This window comes from Streptomyces sp. Alt3 (assembly GCF_030719215.1).
GTDB classification, from domain to species: Bacteria; Actinomycetota; Actinomycetes; order Streptomycetales; family Streptomycetaceae; genus Streptomyces; species Streptomyces glycanivorans.
In genome coordinates, this window is the sequence record NZ_CP120983.1 from 1,871,964 (window position 1) to 1,892,659 (window position 20,696).

The 20,696-nt window shown below is 71.0% G+C and carries 21 protein-coding genes and 1 riboswitch; of the genes, 3 read left to right on the top strand and 18 right to left on the bottom strand.

All coding sequences use genetic code 11. From position 1 onward, the window contains the following. Positions 1-73 precede the first annotated feature (73 nt). Complete coding sequence (gene argF, locus P8A20_RS08045; protein ID WP_306103220.1) at positions 74-1,090, bottom strand: ornithine carbamoyltransferase; 1,017 nt, start codon at positions 1,088-1,090, stop codon at positions 74-76. Between the two features lie 165 nt (positions 1,091-1,255). Further along, positions 1,256-2,488, bottom strand: coding sequence for an arginine deiminase (locus P8A20_RS08050; RefSeq protein ID WP_147959905.1), 1,233 nt, complete (start codon positions 2,486-2,488; stop codon positions 1,256-1,258). A 512-nt stretch (positions 2,489-3,000) separates the two neighbouring features. Here P8A20_RS08050 and P8A20_RS08060 point away from each other — a divergent pair. Next, a complete protein-coding gene (locus P8A20_RS08060) occupies positions 3,001-3,336 on the top strand; it encodes a nuclear transport factor 2 family protein (protein WP_306103221.1) in 336 nt (111 codons plus the stop codon). Between the two features lie 77 nt (positions 3,337-3,413). Here the strand turns inward: P8A20_RS08060 and P8A20_RS08065 are convergent, their stop codons facing one another. The 14 genes from P8A20_RS08065 to P8A20_RS08130 all read right to left on the bottom strand — a co-directional run bounded on the left by P8A20_RS08065 (position 3,414) and on the right by P8A20_RS08130 (position 16,827). Continuing rightward, positions 3,414-5,957 (bottom strand): polynucleotide kinase-phosphatase, encoded by a 2,544-nt coding sequence (locus P8A20_RS08065; RefSeq protein ID WP_306103222.1) that lies wholly within the window; start codon positions 5,955-5,957, stop codon positions 3,414-3,416. Then, positions 5,954-7,429: a 3' terminal RNA ribose 2'-O-methyltransferase Hen1 gene (locus P8A20_RS08070; RefSeq protein ID WP_306103223.1), complete on the bottom strand. Its 1,476-nt coding sequence runs from the start codon at positions 7,427-7,429 to the stop codon at positions 5,954-5,956. Before P8A20_RS08070 ends, P8A20_RS08065 begins: the two co-directional genes overlap by 4 nt. A 43-nt stretch (positions 7,430-7,472) precedes the next feature. Continuing rightward, a complete protein-coding gene (gene mmuM, locus P8A20_RS08075) occupies positions 7,473-8,408 on the bottom strand; it encodes a homocysteine S-methyltransferase (RefSeq protein WP_306103224.1) in 936 nt (311 codons plus the stop codon). Positions 8,409-8,543: 135 nt separating this feature from the next. Further along, positions 8,544-9,467, bottom strand: coding sequence for an LLM class F420-dependent oxidoreductase (locus P8A20_RS08080; RefSeq protein WP_147959900.1), 924 nt, complete (start codon positions 9,465-9,467; stop codon positions 8,544-8,546). A gap of 147 nt (positions 9,468-9,614) precedes the next feature. Further along, positions 9,615-10,145: a DUF6099 family protein gene (locus tag P8A20_RS08085; protein ID WP_147959899.1), complete on the bottom strand. Its 531-nt coding sequence runs from the start codon at positions 10,143-10,145 to the stop codon at positions 9,615-9,617. A 135-nt stretch (positions 10,146-10,280) separates the two neighbouring features. Next, on the bottom strand, positions 10,281-10,640 hold the full coding sequence (locus tag P8A20_RS08090) for a nucleotide pyrophosphohydrolase (protein WP_306103225.1): 360 nt from the start codon (positions 10,638-10,640) through the stop codon (positions 10,281-10,283). After that, complete coding sequence (locus P8A20_RS08095; RefSeq protein WP_147959897.1) at positions 10,637-11,857, bottom strand: AAA family ATPase; 1,221 nt, start codon at positions 11,855-11,857, stop codon at positions 10,637-10,639. Before P8A20_RS08095 ends, P8A20_RS08090 begins: the two co-directional genes overlap by 4 nt. 7 nt (positions 11,858-11,864) lie before the next feature. Continuing rightward, entirely contained in the window at positions 11,865-12,263 is a 399-nt protein-coding gene (locus P8A20_RS08100) for a cell division protein SepF (protein WP_147959896.1), read from the bottom strand. Between the two features lie 75 nt (positions 12,264-12,338). Further along, the gene (locus P8A20_RS08105; protein WP_306103226.1) at positions 12,339-13,640 is read right to left on the bottom strand and encodes a cytochrome P450 family protein; all 1,302 of its coding nucleotides are present in this window, start codon (positions 13,638-13,640) and stop codon (positions 12,339-12,341) included. Beyond that, the gene (locus P8A20_RS08110; RefSeq protein WP_147959894.1) at positions 13,637-14,251 is read right to left on the bottom strand and encodes a GTP-binding protein; all 615 of its coding nucleotides are present in this window, start codon (positions 14,249-14,251) and stop codon (positions 13,637-13,639) included. The genes P8A20_RS08105 and P8A20_RS08110 overlap by 4 nt, the downstream gene beginning before the upstream one ends. Further along, positions 14,229-14,582, bottom strand: a complete 354-nt coding sequence (locus P8A20_RS08115) for a DUF742 domain-containing protein (RefSeq protein ID WP_147959893.1) — start codon at positions 14,580-14,582, stop codon at positions 14,229-14,231. Before P8A20_RS08115 ends, P8A20_RS08110 begins: the two co-directional genes overlap by 23 nt. After that, positions 14,579-15,001 carry a roadblock/LC7 domain-containing protein gene (locus P8A20_RS08120; protein WP_147959892.1) on the bottom strand — a complete coding sequence of 141 codons (423 nt, stop codon included), beginning with the start codon at positions 14,999-15,001 and terminating at the stop codon, positions 14,579-14,581. Before P8A20_RS08120 ends, P8A20_RS08115 begins: the two co-directional genes overlap by 4 nt. After that, entirely contained in the window at positions 14,998-16,497 is a 1,500-nt protein-coding gene (locus P8A20_RS08125) for an ATP-binding protein (protein ID WP_306103227.1), read from the bottom strand. Before P8A20_RS08125 ends, P8A20_RS08120 begins: the two co-directional genes overlap by 4 nt. Before the next feature lie 81 nt (positions 16,498-16,578). Continuing rightward, entirely contained in the window at positions 16,579-16,827 is a 249-nt protein-coding gene (locus P8A20_RS08130; RefSeq protein ID WP_306103228.1) for a hypothetical protein, read from the bottom strand. Between the two features lie 405 nt (positions 16,828-17,232). Between P8A20_RS08130 and P8A20_RS08135 the strand changes: the two genes are divergently transcribed. Beyond that, positions 17,233-18,126, top strand: coding sequence for an SIS domain-containing protein (locus P8A20_RS08135; RefSeq protein ID WP_306103229.1), 894 nt, complete (start codon positions 17,233-17,235; stop codon positions 18,124-18,126). A 118-nt stretch (positions 18,127-18,244) separates the two neighbouring features. Here the strand turns inward: P8A20_RS08135 and P8A20_RS08140 are convergent, their stop codons facing one another. Together P8A20_RS08140 and P8A20_RS08145 are read right to left on the bottom strand one after the other, a co-directional pair. After that, on the bottom strand, positions 18,245-18,823 hold the full coding sequence (locus P8A20_RS08140; protein ID WP_306103230.1) for a hypothetical protein: 579 nt from the start codon (positions 18,821-18,823) through the stop codon (positions 18,245-18,247). 235 nt (positions 18,824-19,058) lie between these two features. Then, a complete protein-coding gene (locus tag P8A20_RS08145; RefSeq protein ID WP_306103231.1) occupies positions 19,059-19,913 on the bottom strand; it encodes a transglycosylase SLT domain-containing protein in 855 nt (284 codons plus the stop codon). Between the two features lie 2 nt (positions 19,914-19,915). Then, positions 19,916-20,075: riboswitch (cyclic di-AMP (ydaO/yuaA leader) on the bottom strand. A gap of 384 nt (positions 20,076-20,459) precedes the next feature. On the opposite strand from P8A20_RS08145, the gene P8A20_RS08150 reads away from it, so the two are divergent. Beyond that, complete coding sequence (locus P8A20_RS08150) at positions 20,460-20,690, top strand: hypothetical protein (RefSeq protein ID WP_014153511.1); 231 nt, start codon at positions 20,460-20,462, stop codon at positions 20,688-20,690. Positions 20,691-20,696 lie beyond the last annotated feature (6 nt).

Here is a 20,696-nt window from a genome sequence, read left to right on the forward strand (position 1 = left end):
GCGCGAGCCCGAACCCCACCAAGTAGCACCATCGTAGCCACTTGCACGCATGTTCACCCAATCGGGTGCATTTTCATGCGGACTGTGAACCGCCGGCCAGGGTCGCGACCAGGACCGCCTTGATCGTGTGCATCCGGTTCTCGGCCTCGTCGAAGACGACCGAGTGCGAGGACTCGAAGACCTCGTCGGTGACCTCCAGCTCGGACAGCCCGTGCCGCTCGTGGATCTCCTTGCCCACCTTCGTCCCGAGGTCGTGAAAGGCGGGGAGGCAGTGCATGAACTTCACGTCGTCGTTGCCCGTGGCGCGCAGGACGTCCATGGTCACGGCGTAGGGCGAGAGGGAGGCGATGCGCTCGTCCCAGACGTCCTTGGGCTCCCCCATGGAGACCCAGACGTCGGTGACGACGAAGCCGGCACCTCGTACACCTTCGGCGATGTCCTCGGTGAGGGTGATGCGCGCGCCGCTCCGCGCGGCGAGCTCGTGCGCACGGTCCACGACGTCCTGGGCCGGCCAGTAGGCGGCGGGCGCGACGATCCTGACGTCCATGCCCAGCAGGGCGCCGGTGATCAGGTAGGAGTTGCCCATGTTGAAGCGGGCGTCGCCGAGGTAGGCGAAGGCGATCTCCTCCAGGGGCCCCGCGCTGTGCTCGGTCATCGTGAGGACGTCGGCGAGCATCTGGGTGGGGTGCCAGTCGTCGGTCAATCCGTTGTAGACCGGCACACCGCCGTACGCCGCCAGCTCCTCGACGGCCTGCTGGCTGTCACCCCGGTACTCGATGGCGTCGAACATCCGGCCGAGCACCCGGGCGGTGTCCTTCACCGACTCCTTGTGTCCCATCTGGGACCCCGAGGGGTCGAGGTACGTGGTGGACGCGCCCTGGTCCGCGGCAGCCACCTCGAAGGCGCAACGGGTACGCGTCGAGGTCTTCTCGAAGATCAGGGCGATGTTGCTGCCACGCAGCCGCTGCACCTCCGCGCCGGCCTTCTTGGCGGCCTTGAGCTCGGCGGACAGGGCGAGCAGGCCGCGGAACTCCTCGGCCGTGAAGTCCAGCTCCTTGAGGAAATGGCGGCCTGTGAGGTCTATGGCCATGGTGACTGCTCCTGGGTCGGACTGCGGACGTACGAACTACTCCCTGGAACTCTATACGAAGCACCGTATTGCTATACAGAGGTGTCCATGGCTGTGCGCGGAGGGAGCTCCGTCCGTGAGCCGCGCCTCCGGGCGCTCCGCATCCCGGCAGCCGCCCGCCCCGCCTCACACCGCGTCGCGCACCACGGGGCAGCTCATGCAGCGTGGGCCGCCCCGGCCACGGCCCAGCTCGCTGCCCCGGATCTCGATGACCTCGATGCCTTCCCTGCGCAGATAGGTGTTGGTGGTGGCGTTGCGCTCGTAGGCGACGACGACACCGGGCTCCACCGCCAGCACGTTGCACCCGTCGTCCCACTGCTCCCGCTCGGCGGCGTGCACGTCCTGGGTGGCGGTGAGCACCCTGATCCTGTCCAGGCCGAGAGCCGCGGCGATGGCCCGGTGCATGTGCTCGGGCGGGTGATCGGTCACCTTCAGCTCGCGGGGGCCGGAGCCGGGCTCGATCGTGTAGGAGCGGAGCATGCCGAGTCCGGCGTACTGGGTGAACGTGTCGCCGTCGATCATCGTCATCACCGTGTCCAGGTGCATGAACGCCCGGCGCTTGGGCATGTCGAGCGCCACGATCGTCCGGGCCGACCCGGCGTCGAAGAGACCTCTGGCCAGCATCTCCACGGCCTGCGGCGTCGTGCGTTCACTCATCCCGATCAGGACGGCGCCCCGGCCGATGACGAGGACGTCGCCGCCCTCGATCGTGGACGGGTAGTCGTCCTGGCCCTCCGACCAGTGGTGGAAGACCCCCGCCTCGGGGCCGGTGAAGAGCGGGTGGTGCCGGTAGATCGCCTCGAAGTGGACGGTCTCGCGCTGCCTGGCCGGCCAGCGCATCGCGTTGATGGACACACCGTCGTAGATCCAGGCGGAGGTGTCACGGGTGAAGAGGTGGTTGGGCAGGGGGCTGAGCAGGAAGTCGTCCAGATCCATGACGTGGAAGCGGACGGAGGTCGGTTCCGCGTGCCGTTCCAGGAACTCCCGCTTCGTCATCCCGCCCACCAGGGCCTCGGTCAGGTCCGCGGCGGACAGCTCCTCGAAGGCGGCGCGCAGATGCTCGGTGGCGAGCGGGCCGTACTCCTTCTCCGCGAATACCCGGTCGAGGACGAGGCGCCTCGCCACCGGGATGTCGAGGGACTCCCGGAGCAACTCGCCGAAGAGGTGCACCTCCACACCTCGGTCGCGCAGCACATCGGCGAAGCCGTCGTGTTCCTCCCTGGCGCGCCGCACCCACAGCACGTCGTCGAACAGCAGCGCGTCCTTGTTGCTGGGTGTGAGCCGCTTCAGCTCCAGATCGGGGCGGTGCAGGATGACGCGGCGCAGCCGCCCGGCCTCGGAATCGACATGGAATCCCATGTCCTCATCCTCACCGCGCGGGGCACCGTTCACCCTGCGAACCGCCATCCCGATCCGGAACGGGCCGGGACCGGGCGCCGGCGGGCGCCTGTTGCTCTCCCGCGGACGCCAGTCGTGCCGCCGGCGGCAGTGGTGCGTGCCGAGGACAGGCTTCGAATGCCTGGATCACCAGCCCTGCGAAGCGCCGCGAGGCCTTGACCTGGGCGGCGGCCGAAGTGGCGTGGATCCCCTTGTCGGCCATGAGTACGAGGATCAGGTCGTCCAGGACGAAGTCGGACCGCAGACGCCCTGCTCCCTCGGCTCGCCGCGCCAGTTCTGCGACCGCTCCCACAGGCGACGGTGCGCTCTCGTCCCCCCGCACCGGCGTGCCGACCGGGCCGGCCGGCGGTCCTGCCAGCGAGACTGGGACCGGTCACCCCGCCCGCGCCGTCCGGCGTCCCCGACGCGCCCTGCCTCTCGCTGCCGGCCGCCGGACGTCCACGCTCCCCCCACCACCGAAGGAGCCCTCCTCCATGTCAGCCGAATCGCCCCTGCCCCCGGTGGTCAGTGCGTTCCTGGACGCCGCGAACGCCCGTGACACGGCCGCCTGGCTCCGGACCTTCGCACCGGACGGCGCCGTGGACGACTGGGGACGCGTGTTCACCGGGTACGAGGCGGTGCGCGGCTGGAGCGACGCGGAGTTCATCGGCGCGCGCGTCACCCTCGACGTCACCGAGGTGTCGACGGGGCCCGGGGACGAGGACGTCACCGTCCTGGCGCAGGTCGGCGGCGACGGCTTCAACGGGCCCTCGCACTTCACGTTCACCGTGCGGGAAGGACTCATCGGCCTGATGCGCATCACGGCCTGACCGCGACATGACCGGGCCCCGGACGGGCTGACCGCTCGTCCGGGGCACCGTCCCGCTGCGTCCGGGGCGTGCCCCTTCTACAGCCGGGGGTCCACCGGCTCCGACTCCAGCGCCAGCACCGCGAAGACCGCCTCGTGGATCCGCCAGAGCGGCTCCCCGTCGGCCAGCCGGTCCAGCGCCTCCAGGCCGAGGGCGTACTCCCTCAGGGCCAGCGACCGCTTGTGTCCGAGGAACCGGGAACGCAGCCGCTCCAGATTCTCCGGCCGTGTGTACTCGGGCCCGTAGATGATCCGCAGGTACTCCCGGCCGCGCACCTTGATGCCCGGCTGGACGAGACGGTCCTTCTCGTCGCGGACAAGGGCGCCCAGCGGTTTGACGACCATGCCTTCTCCCCCGCGGCCGGTCATCTCCAGCCACCAGTCGATGCCCGAGCGCACGGAGGCCTCGTCCCCCGTGTGGACGACGAGACGCCGGGTGACCTGGAGCAGTCCGGTCGGGTCGTGCTCGACCAGACGGTCCAGCCACGCCAGCTGCTCGTCGTGCGGCACGGAGGCGAGCGAGCGGCCCTGCACCGCGAGGATCTGGAACGGTGCGAGGCGTACGCCGTCGAGGCCCTCGGTGCTCCAGCAGTATCGGCGGTAGGCCTCCGTGAAGGCGGCCGCGTCCTCGGCGCGCTCCCGCTGTCGGCCGGCCAGGGCGCCGACGTCGACCCCGCGGGCGGCTGCCGCGGTCAGCGCCTTGTCCGCGACGGGCAGGACGGCACCGGCGGCCGCGCCCACGGCCGCGTACTGCGAGCGCAGCAGCCCGGCGGCCTTGAGGGACCAGGGCATCAGCTCGGCGTCGAGCACCACCCAGTCGGTGTCCCACTCCTCCCAGAGCCCGGCCGCGGTGACGGCCGCGCGCAGCCTGCCGAGGACGACCTCCGTGAGCGCGGTGTCGTCCAGGAACGGCCGCCCGGTGCGGGTGTGCAGGGCGCCGGTGGGGCCGTCCACCCCGAAGCGCTCACGGGCGGCGTCCGCGTCGCGGCAGACCAGCGCCACGGCACGCGAGCCCATGTGCTTCTCCTCGCAGACGACCTCGGTCACGCCGTCCGCCCGGTACTGCGCGAATGCCTCGGCCGGGTGCTCCAGGAACCCCTCCTCCCGGGAGGTCGCGGTCGGAGCCATGGTCGGCGGGAGGTAGGCCAGCAGCCGGGGGTCGACGGCGAAGCGGCTCATGACCTCGAGTGCCGCCGCCGCGTTCTCCTCGCGCACCGCGACCCGGCCCATGTGCCGGGTCTCCACGATGCGGCGGCCCTGCACATCCGCGAGGTCGAGCGGCAGGCCCTCCCTGCCCCCGGGGGCCTCGGTGGTCAGCGGCTTCACCGGCTCGTACCAGACGCGCTCGGCCGGGACGTCGACGATCTCGCGCTCCGGCCAGCGCAGCGCGGTCATCTTCCCTCCGAAGACGGCCCCGGTGTCCAGGCAGAGGGTGTTGTTCACCCAGGAGGCGGTGGGCACCGGCGTGTGGCCGTAGACCACCGCCGCCGCGCCCCGGTACTCCTCGGCCCACGGGTAGCGCACGGGCAGGCCGAACTCGTCGGTCTCCCCCGTCGTGTCCCCGTACAGCGCGTGCGAACGGACCCGCCCCGACGTGCGCCCGTGGTACTTCTCGGGCAGCCCCGCGTGGCAGACGACCAGCTTGCCGCCGTCCAGGACGTAGTGGCTGACCAGTCCGTCGATGAACTCCGCCACCTGCTCGCGGAACTCGGGGTGCTCGGCGTCCTCGCGCTCCAGCTGCTCCACGGTCTCGGCGAGTCCGTGACTGTGCTGGACCTTGCGCCCCTTGAGGTAACGGCCGAGCTTGTTCTCGTGGTTGCCGGGGACGCACAGCGCGTCGCCCGAGGCCACCATGGACATCACGCGGCGCAGCACGCCGGGACTGTCGGGGCCGCGGTCCACGAGGTCTCCGACGAACACGGCGGTACGCCCCTCGGGGTGGGAGCCGTCCTCGTAGCCCAGCTTGCCGAGCAGGGTGTCCAGTTCCGAGCTGCAGCCGTGGATGTCGCCGATGATGTCGAAGGGACCGGTGAGGTGCCGCAGGTCGTTGTAGCGGCGCTCCAGGACGACTTCGGCCGTGTCGGCCTCCTCCTCGGTGCGCAGGACGTGGACCTTGCGGAAGCCTTCGCGCTCCAGACCGCGCAACGAGCGGCGCAGCTCACGGCGGTGCCGCTGCACGACGTGGCGGGGCATGTCCGCACGGTCGGGCAGGCCGGCGTTGCGCGCCTGGCAGACCTCTTCCGGCAGGTCGAGGACGATCGCGATGGGCAGCACGTCGTACTGCCGGGCCAGCTGGACGAGCTGCTTGCGGCTCTCCGGCTGCACGTTGGTGGCGTCGACGACGGTGAGCCTGCCCGCGGCGAGCCGCTTGCCGGCGATGTAGTGCAGGACGTCGAAGGCGTCACGGCTGGCGCCCTGGTCGTTCTCGTCGTCGGCGACCAGGCCCCGGCAGAAGTCGGAGGAAAGGACCTCGGTCGGCCTGAAGTGCTTCCGTGCGAACGTGGACTTGCCCGAACCGCTGGCGCCGACGAGGACGACGAGGGACAGGTCGGTCACGGGCAGTGTGCGAGAGGTACCGGTCATGCGGCCTTCTCCTCCTTCGTCGTCCCGTGGACCGTGGTCAGGGTGAACACGGCCATCTGTGTGGGCGGCCCCACCTCGGGGTCGTCCGGCCCCACGGGTACGAACTCCACCGCGTAACCGTGGCGTCCGGCCACCTGCCCCGCCCAGTCCCGGAACTCCTGCCTGGTCCACTCGAAGCGGTGGTCCCCGTGGCGTACGTGCCCGGCGGGCAGCGTCTCCCAGCGGACGTTGTACTCGACGTTGGGCGTCGTCACCAGGACGGTGCGCGGCCGCGCGGAGCCGAACACCGCGTACTCCAGGGCGGGGAGCCGCGGCAGGTCGAGGTGCTCGATCACCTCGCTCAGGACGGCGGCGTCATACCCCTTCAGCTGCTTGTCGGTGTAGGTGAGCGCACCCTGGCGGAGGGTGATCCGGCAGGCCTGCCTCTCGCCCATCCGGTCCAGCTTCAGCCGGCGGGCGGCGACGGTCAGTGCCCGCATCGACACGTCGACCCCGACGATCTCGGTGAAGCGCACGTCCTTGAGCAGCGCCTGCACCAACTGGCCCTGGCCGCAGCCCAGATCGAGCACCCGGCTCGCCCCGGCGGCGCGCAGCGCATGAAGGATCGCGTCGCGGCGCTGCCCGGCGAGCGGCACCGGCTTCTCCTCCGTGTCGGTGGTCTCGTCCACCGCGTTGTCGACGCTCTCCACCTCCAGGTCGTCCGACTCCGCCAGCCGCACCAGTTCGAGCCGCTCCATCGCCTGCCGCGTGAGCCCCCCGCGACGGGAGAGGTAACGGCTGGTGATCAGCCGCTGTTCCGGGTGCCGTGCCAGCCAGCCCTCACCGGCCCGCAGGAGCTTGTCCACCTCGTCGGGTGCGACCCAGTAGTGCTTGGCGTCGTCGAGCACGGGCAGCAGGACGTACAGCTGGCGCAGCGCGTCCGCGAGCCTCAGCTCGCCCTCCAGCACCAGCCGTACGTAGCGCGAGTCGCCCCATTCCGGGAAGTGCTCGTCCAGGGGTACGGCCACGGCCTCGACGTGTGTCCAGCCGAGCGGAGCGAAGAGCTTGTGCACGAGTTCCGCGCCCCCTCGGGCGGGCAGCGCGGGCACCTCGATCCGCAGCGGGAGCGCTTCCCCGGCCCGCTCGGGCATGGCCCGGCAGGCCCCGTTCAGCGCGGATTTGAACACCGTCGTCATCGCGACCGAGAGCAGCGAGGACGCCGCGTACGGCCGGTCGTTGACGTACTGCGCGAGCGCGGCGTCGGGTGCCCCGCCGCGGCCCTTTCCCTTGCCACGCCTGACCAGCGCCACCGGATCCACCTCCAGCAGCAGCGCGGCTGTGCAGCGCTCGGCGGACGCCTCGGGGTAGAAGACGTGCGCGGTGCCGTGCGAGGTGGAGAACGTCTGCGCCTTGTCGGGATGCTTGTGCAGCAGGAAGCCGAGATCGGTGGCGGGACGCTCAGGGGTGCCGGTCGTGCTGATAGTCAGGAACACGTGTCCGAGTATGGTCCGGCGATCTGTCTCCGACCAGGCATTTTCATGTTCCCGACGCCTCCGTTCGGGCTGCCAGTGCGGCAATCTCGGACGGTCCGACCCGGCAGCATCCGCCTACCAGCCGCGCGCCCGCCCGCTGCCAGTCCCGTACCCTGCCGGGTTCGAACGCGCCTCTCCCGGTCCAGCCCCGGCCGTCGGCGTCCCACTCCTCACCGCTGTTCGGATAGACGACGACCGGCTTGCCTGTGGCCGCGGCCGCCACCTCCACGGCACGGTCCGCGTCGACCGGTTCGCAGCAGTTGACCCCGACGGCCACCACCTGGTCGATACCGGCGACGAGCCCGAACGCCTCCGCCAGGGGCTGCCCCGCCCTGGTGCGGTCCCCCTTCACGCTGTACGAGAGCCAGACCGGCACGTCCAGGTCCTGGACCGCCAGCAGCAGGGCCTCGGCCTCGTCCGTGTCCGGAACCGTCTCCAGGGCAAGTACATCGGGCCCCGCCGCGGCCAGTGTCTCCACTCGGGGCCGGTGGAAGCGCACCAGCTCCCGGACGGTCATCCCGTACCGTCCGCGGTACTCGCTGCCGTCCGCGAGCATCGCTCCGTACGGGCCGACCGAGGCGGCGACCCAGAGCTCCCGCCCCGTTTCCGCCCCCGCCCGGCGCGCCAGCTCCACGCTGCCGGCCATCAGCTCCGCGGCCCGGGCCCGCCCGATCCCGCGCCGCGCGAACCCTTCGAAGGTGGCCTGATAGCTGGCGGTGATGAGCACCTGCGCACCCGCCTGTGCGTACGCCCTGTGGGCTGCCTCGATCTGCAGGGGCTCATCGCTCAGCAGCCTGGCCGACCACAGGGCGTCGGACAGATCGCATCCCTGGGCCTCCAACTGGTTGGAGAGGCCCCCGTCCAGCAGGACGGTCTCCTCGGCGAGCGCCTGGCCGAGCGTACGGCCCGTCCGGGCCTCCGGTGTCCGGGCGGTGTGCACAACTGCTCCTCGCTGTCGGCTGATCGCAGTCGGTCCCGCATTCCCGCGCTCCCGTCCTGCCTGCTGCTGCCTGCCGGTACCGGCCCGCTGATCCTGCCGGTACCCACGGCCGCCGGATCACACGGGCCTCCCCCGTCAACCCAGCTGTGACTGGACCCGCGACGAGATCAGTTCCAGATGGTCCAGGTCGTCCAGGTCCAGGACCTGGAGGTAGATCCGCGAGGCTCCGATGACGGCGTAGCGGCCGATCTTGTCGACCACCTCGTCGGGCGATCCCGCGAGCCCGTTCGCCTTGATCTCCTCGACGTCCCGTCCGATGGCGGACGCACGCCGGGCCACTTCCGCGTCGTCCTTCCCGACGCACACCACCAGGGCGTTGGAGTAGACCAGGTCGTCAGGCGCGCGCCCGACCGCCACGGCGGCGTCCCTGACCCGGCCGAACTGCTTCTCGCTGTCCTCGATCGACGCGAAGGGGATGTTGAACTCGTCCGCGTACCGAGCGGCGAGACGCGGGGTGCGGACCGCGCCGTGTCCGCCGATCAGGACCGGCACCTTCGCCTGGGCGGGCTTCGGCAGGGCCGGCGAGTCCGTGAGCTGGTAGTACGTCCCGTCGTAGCTGAACGTCTTGCCGGTCTCGGTCTCCCAGAGGCCCGTGACGATCGCCAGCTGCTCCTCCAGCCGGCCGAACTTCTCCTTCGGGAAGGGAATGCCGTACGCCTTGTGTTCCTCCTCGAACCAGCCGGCACCCAGGCCCAGCTCGACCCGGCCGCCGGACATCTGGTCGACCTGGGCGACCTGGATGGCCAGCACCCCCGGCAGCCGGAAGGTGCCCGCCGTCATCAGGGTGCCGAGGCGGATCCGCTTGGTCTCACGGGCCAGTCCGGCCAGGGTGATCCACGCGTCGGTCGGGCCGGGCAGGCCGTCGCCGGAGCCCATGCGCAGATAGTGGTCCGACCGGTAGAAGGCGTCGAAGCCGAGGTCCTCGGTGGCCTTGGCGACGGTCAGCAGGGTGTCGTAGCTCGCCCCTTGCTGGGGCTCGGTGAAGATTCGAAGATCCATGTCTCCATCCTGCACCTTCGAAGCCGCCGCGCCCCGTCTCCCCTGCCCTCTCCGCCCGTGACGGGCCGCCGCCGGCCCCTTTTCGCGAGGCTCGTGACCGGCCCGGCCACGGCCGGCCGCCTCACCACCGGCGGGCCGCCGGCCGGATCACGGCTGGCCGGCGACGAAACCCGCCGGCCCGTGGACCACTCCGAACGGACCGTCCCGCTCACGCTCGGGCGGTCGGTCACGCTCCCGTTCCTGTTCGGCGAGCCGTCTCAGCATGCTCTGCACCCGGTCAACGGATTCGTCGACGGCGTCTATCGCCTCGATGCACTGCCAGTAGAGCCCTTCCTCCTCCGTCCCACAGGCGACGCCCACGAGGGCGATACCCGCCTCGCCGAGGAGCAGCGCGAGAGCGGCCAGGGACCGTGCCGCATGTGCCACCTCGGTGAGCTGCGACGCCCTCACACTTCCCGCCGGGACCATCGGGTGGTCGAGCACGGCACTGCCCAGGGCGCAGGTCTCGCTGAGCCCGCGCGCATCCGTCCGTAACTCCGCCGGGCCGTACCGTGCCAGCTGCCCGCCGACCGCCCGGGCGAGTGCCTGGGCCTGCCAGGCCTCCGCCATGACGGCCGGCACTCCCCGGCTCCCCGCCAGCGCGCTCCGGCCCGCCGCGATCAGTCGCTCCGCTTCCATGCGATTCCCCCGTCGCCGAGACCACCCGTACAAGAACCCACTCACCTCTTCATTACCCACAGTGAGGGTCATGGCACACGAACGCCAGAGGAAATCGGAAATCTGTGGACAGGAAGTCGATTGTGCATAAGTCGATCACTCCGAAGAGTGACGACCTGTCGGCTCGGTGCTGTCCGGCACCGGGAAACGCGTCTCATTCCGCTCGATCTTCGCCGAGAGTGCCGCCAGCGCGTCGATGCCCAACACCTCGCAGAACTGCAGCAGATACGCCAGCACGTCCGCGACCTCGTCCGTGACACGGAAGGCGGTGTCCTCGTCCTCCATCACCCTCGCCGACTGCTCCGGTGTCAGCCACTGGAAGATCTCCAGGAGTTCGGACGCCTCCACGCTCAGCGCCGCGCACAGGTTCTTGGGGGTGTGGTAGGGCTCCCAGGCCCGGGATGCCGCGAAGTCGGCGAGTCGTCGCTGCAGTTGCGCAATATCCAGATCCGTCACGGTCCCAGGTCTACCACCGTCGCTCCGGCCGTCCCCCGGGCCGTCACCGCGGCCGCCTCACCGACCGTCCCCAGCAGGCGCATGTGCCCGTCCGCGCAGACCGACGCCGCGAGTGCCAGCAGCGCCCGGGTCTGCCGCACGTCCAGATCCCGGTCGAGCCCGTCGGCCAGGACGGTGAGCGCCTGCATGGCGTCCGGTACCTCCGCCACCGGGTCCACCACCAGCACGTGCGGGCCGGTCAGCAGCACCAGGGCGTGGGCGAGACAACGGAGTTCGCCGTCGCCCAGGCGGCCGATAGGTGTGCTGCGGTCCGGGCCCCGGCCTGCCAGGGCGCGCACGGTCCCGTCCCGGAGGTGTTCGACGGTCAGTCCGGTGACCGGCTCCGCGCACCCGGTGTCCGCCGCGGCGACGAGTCTGGCGTGCCGCTGGGCGCACTGGCCGCGGGTGCGGTGGAGGACGTCGGCGAGGTTGTCGCAGCTCGAGGTGAGCCGCCCCTCCCCGACCGGCACCGGCGCACGCATCCACCGCGGCTGAGGGTCGCAGACGAAGGCGGAGCGCAGGGCGACCACCACCTGTTCGGCGGCGGCCAGCACCCTGAGCTGCCCGTCCGTGGTCCCCGCGACACGCAGTGGGAGCAGCGCCGTGCCGAGCCGGTCGTCGGGGAAGGGCGCCCGCGTCACGGGCACCGCCCCCGCGGTGTGCCAGGCGGCCTGGACGTGGGAACGGCGGGGGTCCCTCAGCGCGGTGGTCAGCAGGGTCTCCCCGCCGCCCGTCAGCCGCTCGCCCACGATGCGGAGCGCGGGCTCGGCCTGCACGGCGAGGTCGAGCCTCACCGGGCCGGCCGGGCCCTCCACCGTGCAGCCGAGCCTGAATCCGCGCCGCCCCTGCGCGTCTGCCTGCGCCCGTTCCGGCACCCACGCCGCCGGATCGGGGAAGACGTCCTCCAGCGGATCGCCGGCGGCCAGCCGGGCGAGGGACTCGTATCCGCGCAGGGCGGTCGACTTCCCGGTGCCGCTGCCACCGGCGAGCAGCGTGAGCGGCCCGAGCGGGATGACGGTGCGGCGGTGCGAGGCGAAGGCGTCGAGCCGGAGTTCGCCGACGAGGGGACGTGCGGGACGGGCCGCGCCCGACAGCGGCGGAGCCGCCGGCCCGGAGGAGATCACAGTCATGAGCGGACCGTACGCACGGCCGTGGGCGGCGAACCGTTCCGCCCGCACGACCTTCCTACGATTGAGGTACGCCCGCCGCGGTGACCCCCTCGACCTCCATGCCCACCGGCGCGAGCAGGAAGACGTTGCGGTCCACCCGGTGCATCCCGCTGCCCAGTCCGAAGACGACGCCGCTGCTGAAGTCCAGGATCCGCTTGGCCACATCTGTCTCCGCGCCGGTCAGGTCCAGCAGGACCGGGATCTGCGCCACCAGGTATTCGGCGACCTCGCGCGCGTCCGCGAAGACCTGGACCCGCAGGACGACCAGGCGCCGCTGCTCGGCCGCCCCCCGCTGTTCCGGGACCGACCTGTGGTCGACCCTCGAAGGCCATTCGTTGCGGCCTCTCAGGGGTACGACCTGGGCGAGACCCTCCCACTGTTCGTCGGTGGGGTCGTATCTGTCGTACCTGCTCACAGGACCACCCCGTCCGTATGCCGGTTGGCTGTGCGCCGGCTGCGCTCGCTGTTCATCGGGCAATTCTCTCGTCCCTCACCCGTTCGGCGTACCACCGACACGGGTCGGAACGTGATCCGTGGCCTGCCGAGCGCCCGGACCAGCCGGTTCCGGGACGCTGTCGAGCGGGGTGAATCGCACCGGGAGATGAGCCGGGGCACGGTGGAAGGGGCCCGGCCGCCACACCAGCGCGTCCGGTTCGACGGCCAGTTCCAGATCGCAGAGCTGGCTGGTGAGCTGCTCGATCGCGGTCATCGCCATCAGCAGGGCGGGCTGCTTGGCCGGGCAGCGGTGCGGTCCCGTCGACCACGCCAGGTGGGCACCGTCCCCCGAACGTGCCGCGGGGTCCGTGAAGGACGGCGGCGACTGCGTGTTGGCGGCGGCGAAGGAGACCAGGACGAGCTGCCCGGCCCGCAGCGGGACGCCGTGGAACTCGGTGTCGTGGCGCGGGAAGTGCGCCCCCATGTTGGCCAGCGGCGGGTCCCGCCAGAGCACGTCGTTCACCGCTTCGTGCGCGGTCATGGCGCCGCCGTGCAGGGAGCCCCCGTATCCGGTGTCGCTCAGCATCCGCAGCAGCGCGTTGCCGATCAGATTGGTCGTCGGATCGTGACCCGTGCTCATGATGAGCGTGATCTGACGCACCGTCTCGTCGTCGTCGAGGCCGGCCGGATGCGCGAGCAGGTAGGTGGTGAGGTCGCGGCCCGGTCTGCGACGCCGTTCGGCCACGAGCGCGGTGACCACGCCGACCAGTTCGTCGTAGGCCGCCGTCGCGTCCGCCGCCGGGTCCATCATCCCGGCGGTCCCGCGGACCACCCGCTCGGTGTCCTCCGGGGCCACACCGAAGGAGGCGGTGAAGACGTGCAGGGGGAGCCCGCGGGCGTACTGGGCGATCAGGTCGCCTGTGCCGGTGGCCGAGAAGTCGGCGATGAGCCGCTGCGCGACACGGGTGACCTCCGCGCGCAGCAGGTGCGGTTCGATCAGGGCGAGGGTGTCGTTGATGGCGTCGCGGTAGCGGGCGTGGACGGCGCCGTCGGTGAAGAGCGCCGTGGGCCGGTGTCCGAGCACGGGCAGGACCGGGGAGTCGGCCGGTACGCCCGCCTGCCAGGCGCGCGGGTCCTTGGTGAAGGTCTCGGTGTCCCGCAGCAGGTCGACGGCCGCGTGGTAGTCGGTGACCAGCATCGCGTCGACGTCGGGAGCGACGCGAACCCTCGCCAGCGGCCCCTGTGCGCGCAGTTTCCGGTAGTGGCCGTGCGGATCGGCGGCGAAGGCGGCGCCGTACAGCGCGAGCGGTTCGAGGATCGAGGGGGCGGCCGGGGTGCCGGGCACGGGAGGGGTCATGAGGGTTCCTGGGACGCGGGCAGATTGTTCAGCGCGTGCTCGGCGAGGGCGATCAGGGCATCGATGCTGCCCCGGCGTTCACGGGCGTCGCACTGCACGAGCGGGGTACGCGGGTCGAGGTCGAGGTGCTTGCGCAGGACCTCGTCGGCATGGGCGGGGGCATCGGGGAAGCGGTTCACGGCCACGGCGTACGGGAGCCCTTGCTCCTCCACCATGTCCATGACGGCGAAGGAGTCCTCCAGGCGGCGGGTGTCGACCATGACGAGGGCCCCGAGCGCACCGCGCGCGATGTCCTCCCAGAGAGGGATGAAGCGCTCCTGGCCCGGCGTGCCGAACATGTAGAGCACCAGGTCGTCCTGGACGGTCAGCCGGCCGAAGTCGATGGCGACGGTGGTGGTCGTCTTCTCCGGGAGCCCGGCGGTGTCGTCGAGTCCCGTACTGGACTGCGTCATCGCCTCCTCCGTGTGCAGGGTCGGGATCTCGGAGAGCGTACGGATCAGGGTCGTCTTGCCCACGCCGAAGGGACCCGTGACGACGAGCTTCATCAGGGTCTCGGCGGCGCTCGGCAGATAGCCGATGCCGCCCCGGTCAGTGGAGGGAACGGAGTCCAACGAGCAGCCTCTCGACGAGCGACCGGTCGATCTCACCGGCGCTGGGGATCGGTGGTCGAGCGTGCAGATGTCCTGCGGCCACGAGGTCCGTGGCCAGGAAGACGGTTGCGCTGACCGGCAGTTCCAGGTGGGCGGCGCATTCGACGACGGTGAGGGCTCCTGGTGCCAGGAGTTCACACAGCCTGCGCTGCTCCGAACCGGTGTTCGGCGGCAGTGACGACTCCGTGCGGATGAGCACGGCGAGCCGGTCGAGCGCGGGGCCGGTGGGCGCGGAACGGCCACCGGTGACCAGGTAGGCGGGAATCAGGCGGCGCCCTGGGCCGGGGGTCATGGCCGGGTGGCAGCGTCCGGTTGGCGGGTGGGGGCGTGCATGGCGCGGGTCAGGGCGGTGACCTGTACCTGCATCTGGTACGCGATGTTCCCCAGGTGCGCGTCGGGCGCGGCGAAGAGGGCCAGGGTGGTGTTCTTCCCGGCCGGTACGACGACGGCGAAGCCGAGGTCGGACTCCACGACCGTCTGGGCCAGGCGCGGCGAGGTCGCCTCGGTGAAGGCGGTGGTGAAGGCGCGGGCCGCCGCGTGCAGGGTGGCTGTCATCGCGGCGACACGCTCGGCGGACGCCCGGTCCAGTCCGGGCGAGGCACCCTCGACAAGCCCGTCGCCGGTGGCGACCACGGCGTGCTGTACGCCGGGCAGTTCCAGCAGCGGGGTCAGCACCCAGGCGAGATCACCGGCGTTGGGGGTGGTGCTCACGTCTCGTCGTCTCCTAGGTCGTCCGATGGGGATGCCGAGGGCGCCTGCGCCGGAGGCCCGGGCGCCTTCCGGCCGCTGAGGGTGCCCTCCTGGAGGGCGGCCCAGGCTGCTCCGGCCTGCTCGGGTGTGCGGAGCGTGGGCTCCTCCACCGCCTGCGGCCGGGTCGTGGACGTCTCCGGGGAGTCCGTCCGACGTGATCTGCGCCGCCGGGAGGGCAGCCCTGCCGGAGGCTCCTCGACCTCCCGGGCCTCCCGGGCCTCACCGGCCGAGGCTGGTGCGACGTCGGCGGGCGCGACGGGTTCGGCGGATGCGGGCCCGACCGGTTCGGCGGGCGCGGGGCCGACCGGTTCGGTGTGTCCGGGCCCGGTGGTCGCGGCGGGTTCCGCCGGTGCCAAGGGCGCGGCGGGTTCCGGGATTTCGGCGGCGGCACCGGTGCCCCGCGCGTGCACCGGTTTCGGTGCGAGCACGGACAGGGTGCGGTCGTCGTCCATCACGGTCAGCAGATGGGCCGGGATACGGAGCATCGTGCGCATCCCGCCGTACGGCGAGGACTCGATGTGGCAGCTGAATCCGTAACGCGCGATGAGCCGGCCCACCACGGCGAAGCCGGTCTGCGGCGGGTCCCCCAGCTCGGTGAGCAGCACCTCGGAGGGTCCCGACAGCAGCGTGCGGGCCCGCTCCAGGGCATCGTCGTCCATGCCGATCCCGGCGTCGTCGACCAGGATCAGAGCCCCTCGTCCAGCGGTCTGCTGGACCGTCACCGGCACCTCCGTGTCCGGGTGGGAGTAGGCGGTGGCGTTGGCCAGCAGCTCGGCGAGCGCGATCGCCAGGGGTTCGGCCGCCCTGGCGACCAGGGCGAGCCTCTCCTGGCGCAGATGGTTGGCGACCTTGATCCGCTCGTACCCCGGTACCCGGGACTGGGCGCCGAGCACGATCTCGACGAGCGAGGAGTTCTGCCGGGCGAGCCCGGGCCAGGCGTCGCAGAGCACGGCCGTGGCCTGGGTGCGGCGCAACGCCAGTTCGTTGCGGAAGTCGAGCTGCAGGATCCGGGGGTCGTCGTACTCGTGCTGGAGCTCGTGCAGCAGGTGCTGCGACTGGTTGAGCAGGGACTGGATCTTGGCCGAGGTACCGCGCATGGCCGACCTCGCCGCCGCGTCGACACGTGCCCGCTCCTCCAGGACCGCGGTGCGCGCTGCCTGTACGGCTTCGGTCAGCAGCCTGGCGGCGTCGCCGTCGATGTCCGCCGCTTCCCGCAGCCCGGGTACGGGCGCCGTCCGGTGGGACAGGGCGGTGGCCGCTGCTGGTATCCGCTTCCGGGCGAGCTGACCGATCTCCTCCGTCAGGGCCCGGGTGCGTGCATCGGCCGCCTTGGCCTGCCGCTCGGTCAGCTCGGCGCGGGCCGAGGCAGCGTACGCCTCCCGCCTGGCGTGATACGTACGGACGGCCGACGATGTCGCCACCGCTACGGCGATCAGGGCCACGATCCATGCCAGCACGGTGTCACCGCGTCTCTGTTGTCGGGGTGCGCCGGCAGCCCACGTGCCGGCCGAACGTCCGTCTGTCGCACCGGCCGGCCGTCACGCGGGCCCGCCCGCAGCGTGGAGGCTGTGGGTGCGTACGCGGGCCGGGCAGCCCGTGCGCTCCGGCACTCCGGCCGGGTCGGGGAACTGACCGGGCGGCATCGGGTCGCAGGGAGTGTCGACACCCAGCGGGCCGCGCGGCAACACGGGAGAGCCGCAGTCGGCCGTCCCCCGGCCCCGCTTCGACGGCAGCCACGCGTACGGGCCCCTGCCGAGGTCAACGACGTCCCCACCCGTGATCGACATGGGGCGATTATGCCGACCTGGATCCGGCCGCGCGTTCGAACTCGGCCAGGACTCCGCCTCGATGGCGCGATCCGGCCCCCCTCCCGGACGGTTCGCGACCCAGTGGTGACCGTCCGGGGTCGTCAAAGATCGCCACCATGGGTGACTTAACGCTCGATGTACGACATGTACCCCACTGGGTTCAGACCGTTGAACGCATACCCGAACCACGACGACGGAACCGGATTGAGCCGACTACCCACCGAGCATGGCTGAAAACCGCCGCTATACCGATCATGGAGTTGCGAACACTCTGCTTGTTCTTGCTCGAACAGCATGGGTAACATGCAGAATTGAACAAGCAGGAGTCGATTTCACCCAGCCCACCCCACCGGGTGCGAGCAGCAGCGGAAGCGGAGTTCGGACATGTCGCATGTCGAGACCGAGACAGCCGGCCAGCCGGAGTGCTGGCGCCGCGCAGCCGAGGTGGCTGCCGACCGGAAGGCGGCCCTGCCCGCCACCGGTGAGCGCATCGCAGTCGTCGGCTGCGGAACCTCGTACTACATGGCGCAGGCGTACGCCGCGCTCCGCGAGTCCTCGGGACAGGGCGAGTCGGACGCGTACGCCGCCTCGGAGTTCCCCTTCGGGCGTGCGTACGACCGGGTCGTCACGCTGACGCGTTCGGGGACGACGACCGAGGTCCTCGACCTCCTGACCCGGCTGCGAGGCACGGCCCGGACCGTCGCCGTGACCGCCGACCCGCGGACCCCGGTGATGGACGCCGCCGACGACGTGGTCGTGCTCGACTTCGCCGACGAGCGGTCCGTGGTCCAGACGAGGTTCGCGACCACCGCGCTGACCCTGTTCCGCGCCCATCTCGGGCTGCACACGGACGACGTCGTCCGGGACGCCGAGACCGCCCTGGCTGAGCCACTGCCCGAAGGCCTCGTGGAGTGCGAGCAGTTCAGCTTCCTGGGGCGCGGCTGGACGGTGGGGATCGCCAACGAGGCCGCGCTCAAGATGAAGGAGGCGTCCCTGTCCTGGACGGAGTCCTACCCGGCGATGGAATACCGTCACGGCCCCATCAGCATCGCCACGGCCGGCACCGCGACCTGGATGTTCGGCGAAGCTCCGGAAGGACTGCGGGAACAGGTGCAGGCGACCGGGGCCCGCTGGGTGGAGAGCGGTCTGGACCCCTTGGCCGACCTGGTCAGGGTTCAGCGTCTGGCGATCGCGCGTGCGGCGGCCCGGGGGCTCGATCCCGATGTGCCGCGTCACCTCACCCGGTCGGTGGTGCTCGGCACGGCCGCGGGGGCCTGACGCGTCAGGGCATGCTGCGGGCCGGACCGGCGAGCGGCCCGGCCCGGCGCGGCGGATCAGGATCCGCCGGCCGGGCGCGGCCGTCCTGCGGCCCGGTGCCCAGCCGTGACCGTGGAGGTCAGGCCTCTTCGAAGTAGGCGTCCAACGCCTCGTCGAGCTCCGCGGTCCACCCCTTGAGGTCGCTACGGGATCCGGCCTCGACCTCGGCGTTGAACCACCGGCGGCTCGACAGGTGGACGGTCACGGTGAACCGGCGTCCGAAGCGGCCGGTCCTGACCTCGACCGCGCCGATCTCGGACCAGTCGAACTCCGCCTCCTGGTCGTCGAGCCGGAAGCGGACACCTTCGGCGTCCACCCTGATGGATCCGCGTCGGTCACTGACCTCGAAGACGGGACCGTCCTCGCCTGCGGCCTTCTCCTCGACGCCGGCCGCCCCGGCGTCCGGCGCGACGTCCTCGGGCTCGACCTCTTCGTCCGGGGTCGCGTCGACGGATGCCGCGGAGTCGTCCACGGCCTCGTCCGCCACCCCCTCCGCGGGGGCTTCCGCGACCTCGGCCTCCCGGACCCCCTCGGGCTCCGCCTCCTCCGCTTCCGCCTCCGTCCGCGCGGGGGCAGGGGCCGTCAGGCCTGGGATGTACGCCGGATCTGTCCCCGCGGCGAACTCGGGCTTGGTGTTCGAATCTATGCGCTGCTCCACGGCGGGCAGTATGGACGACGAACCTGTACGAGACCAGTCGGCCTGCCCCGCCGGGCCTGTCGTCGGGACACCGCCCGCCCCGTCCTGCCTGACACCGCGGTCCGGTGACCTCGGACACGGACGGCCCCGGACAACGGAACGACGGGTGGTACGGGTTCCGCCGAACCCGTACCACCCGTCGTTCCGGTCCCTCCGTCACGCACCCGCGTGCCGGAGGTTTCGCCTGGGCGAGGACTCAGTAGGCCCCGAAGACGTTGTCGATCGAACCGTACTTGTCCGCGGCGTAGTTGCACGCGGCCGTGATGTTGGCGACCGGGTCGTAGCTGTCCGTCGACGTACCGGGCACGTGGTAGGCCTGGAAGGTCGGGTCGATGACCTGGAGCAGCCCCTTGGACGGGACGCCGTTGATCGCGTTGATGTCCCAGTTGTTGATCGCCTGGGGGTCACCCGCGGACTCACGGATGATGTTGCGGTGGATGCCCTCGTAGGTGCCGGGGATGCCGTGCTCCGCCATGACGGCGAGCGACTCCTTGATCCAGCCGTCGAGGTCGTTCGTGTAGCTGACCGGCTCGGCGGCGGGAGCGGCCTCGGCGGCGGGGGCGCCCTCCGCGGCGAGGGAGGTGTCCGTGCGCTCCGAGCGGTCGGCGCGGTCGGCACTCTTCTCGGCGCGGTCGGAGGACGCGGAGGCCTTGGACTCGGCCTTCTCCGACTTGTTGTCGGCCTTGGCGCCGATCGTCAGCTTCAGACCGGGGTGAATCAGGTCCGGGTTTCCGCCGACAGCCTTCTGGTTGTCCTCGTACAGAGCCTTCCAGCCACCGTTCACCGAATGCTCGCGAGCGATCTTGGCGAGGGTGTCACCCAAGATCACGGAATAGGTGGTGGCCTCGGACTTCTGCGCTGCAATTCCCTTGCCGGACGCGGCAGTCGAGGTCGCAGCCTTTTCGACGGCGGGCGACTGGGCCGGGGCCGCGAAGGCGCTGGTCGCACCGATCACGGGGAGGGCCAGGGCGGCTCCGCCCGTGGTCACGGCGATGATGCCGCGAGTGAGCGAACTGGTCCTAAAACGACGGGGCTTACCGATTTCGGGCATGCTGAATTCCTCTCCGTCGCCTGCGAAGTGAGCTGTCGGGTTCGGGCTGGAGATGCCCGGCCGCACATGAATGCGACTTCACCCCGAGCCGCTCCGGAAACCGGATCGGCACTTACTTGGGTCCCCCGCTCCTGCCGTACGAGAAGTGGTCGGGTAATCGGGCGGCGGCAGGATTCGGCGTTCCGCCCGGAGTGATGGTGACCGTAGGCGAGAAATAGGGAAAGGAACAAGCCTGGTTCAGTGATCACAATTCATTCGCAAGATCAATTCACGGGAATTCATGTAATCCACCCCACATCGCGCCATCCATTCCTCTTGGCGCAGAAGGGAACCGACTGCCACCCTCCCGCGTCCGGGCCGCATAAGGTGACCCTGGTCACGAAGTCCGATTCGGGCGATTTGCTCCAACGCGAAGGGGTTCAGGTCACACGAAATGGCCTTTTATGGATTACGGGATTAAATTCTAAAAACGTACTAAAACGGGCATACGACTCATGCCTGAAGCCGTCCCGCATACCTGGAACGCCGGCGTGGAACCGATCCGCCATGACTGAGAACCCTCACGCCTCGGCCCCGCGGATCACCGTCCTGCCCGTTCAGCCCGGGGATCCGCCCTTCCGCGTGGTGGAGATCGACGGAGAGGTCATCGGGAGCGCGACCGCCATGACGGACGTGCTGATCGCCGCCGCGACGGCCGGGATCCCGGTCCACGACCTCGACGACCCGGCCGCGGTCCGCTGGGTGGGGGGCGGCAAGCTCAGCTGGAAACCGCACTGAGTGGCC

Excerpts from the sequence above, each read along its gene's own strand:
- P8A20_RS08105 (WP_306103226.1), bottom strand. The coding sequence starts at position 13,640 with ATGACCCCTCCCGTGCCCGGCACCCCGGCCGCCCCCTCGATCCTCGAA.
- P8A20_RS08135 (WP_306103229.1), top strand. The coding sequence starts at position 17,233 with ATGTCGCATGTCGAGACCGAGACAGCCGGCCAGCCGGAGTGCTGGCGC.
- P8A20_RS08060 (WP_306103221.1), top strand. The coding sequence starts at position 3,001 with ATGTCAGCCGAATCGCCCCTGCCCCCGGTGGTCAGTGCGTTCCTGGAC.
- P8A20_RS08130 (WP_306103228.1), bottom strand. The coding sequence starts at position 16,827 with ATGTCGATCACGGGTGGGGACGTCGTTGACCTCGGCAGGGGCCCGTAC.
- P8A20_RS08065 (WP_306103222.1), bottom strand. The coding sequence starts at position 5,957 with ATGACCGGTACCTCTCGCACACTGCCCGTGACCGACCTGTCCCTCGTC.
- P8A20_RS08085 (WP_147959899.1), bottom strand. The coding sequence starts at position 10,145 with ATGGAAGCGGAGCGACTGATCGCGGCGGGCCGGAGCGCGCTGGCGGGG.
- argF (WP_306103220.1), bottom strand. The coding sequence starts at position 1,090 with ATGGCCATAGACCTCACAGGCCGCCATTTCCTCAAGGAGCTGGACTTC.
- P8A20_RS08050 (WP_147959905.1), bottom strand. The coding sequence starts at position 2,488 with ATGGGATTCCATGTCGATTCCGAGGCCGGGCGGCTGCGCCGCGTCATC.
- P8A20_RS08115 (WP_147959893.1), bottom strand. The coding sequence starts at position 14,582 with ATGACCCCCGGCCCAGGGCGCCGCCTGATTCCCGCCTACCTGGTCACC.
- P8A20_RS08150 (WP_014153511.1), top strand. The coding sequence starts at position 20,460 with ATGACTGAGAACCCTCACGCCTCGGCCCCGCGGATCACCGTCCTGCCC.
- P8A20_RS08080 (WP_147959900.1), bottom strand. The coding sequence starts at position 9,467 with ATGGATCTTCGAATCTTCACCGAGCCCCAGCAAGGGGCGAGCTACGAC.
- P8A20_RS08145 (WP_306103231.1), bottom strand. The coding sequence starts at position 19,913 with ATGCCCGAAATCGGTAAGCCCCGTCGTTTTAGGACCAGTTCGCTCACT.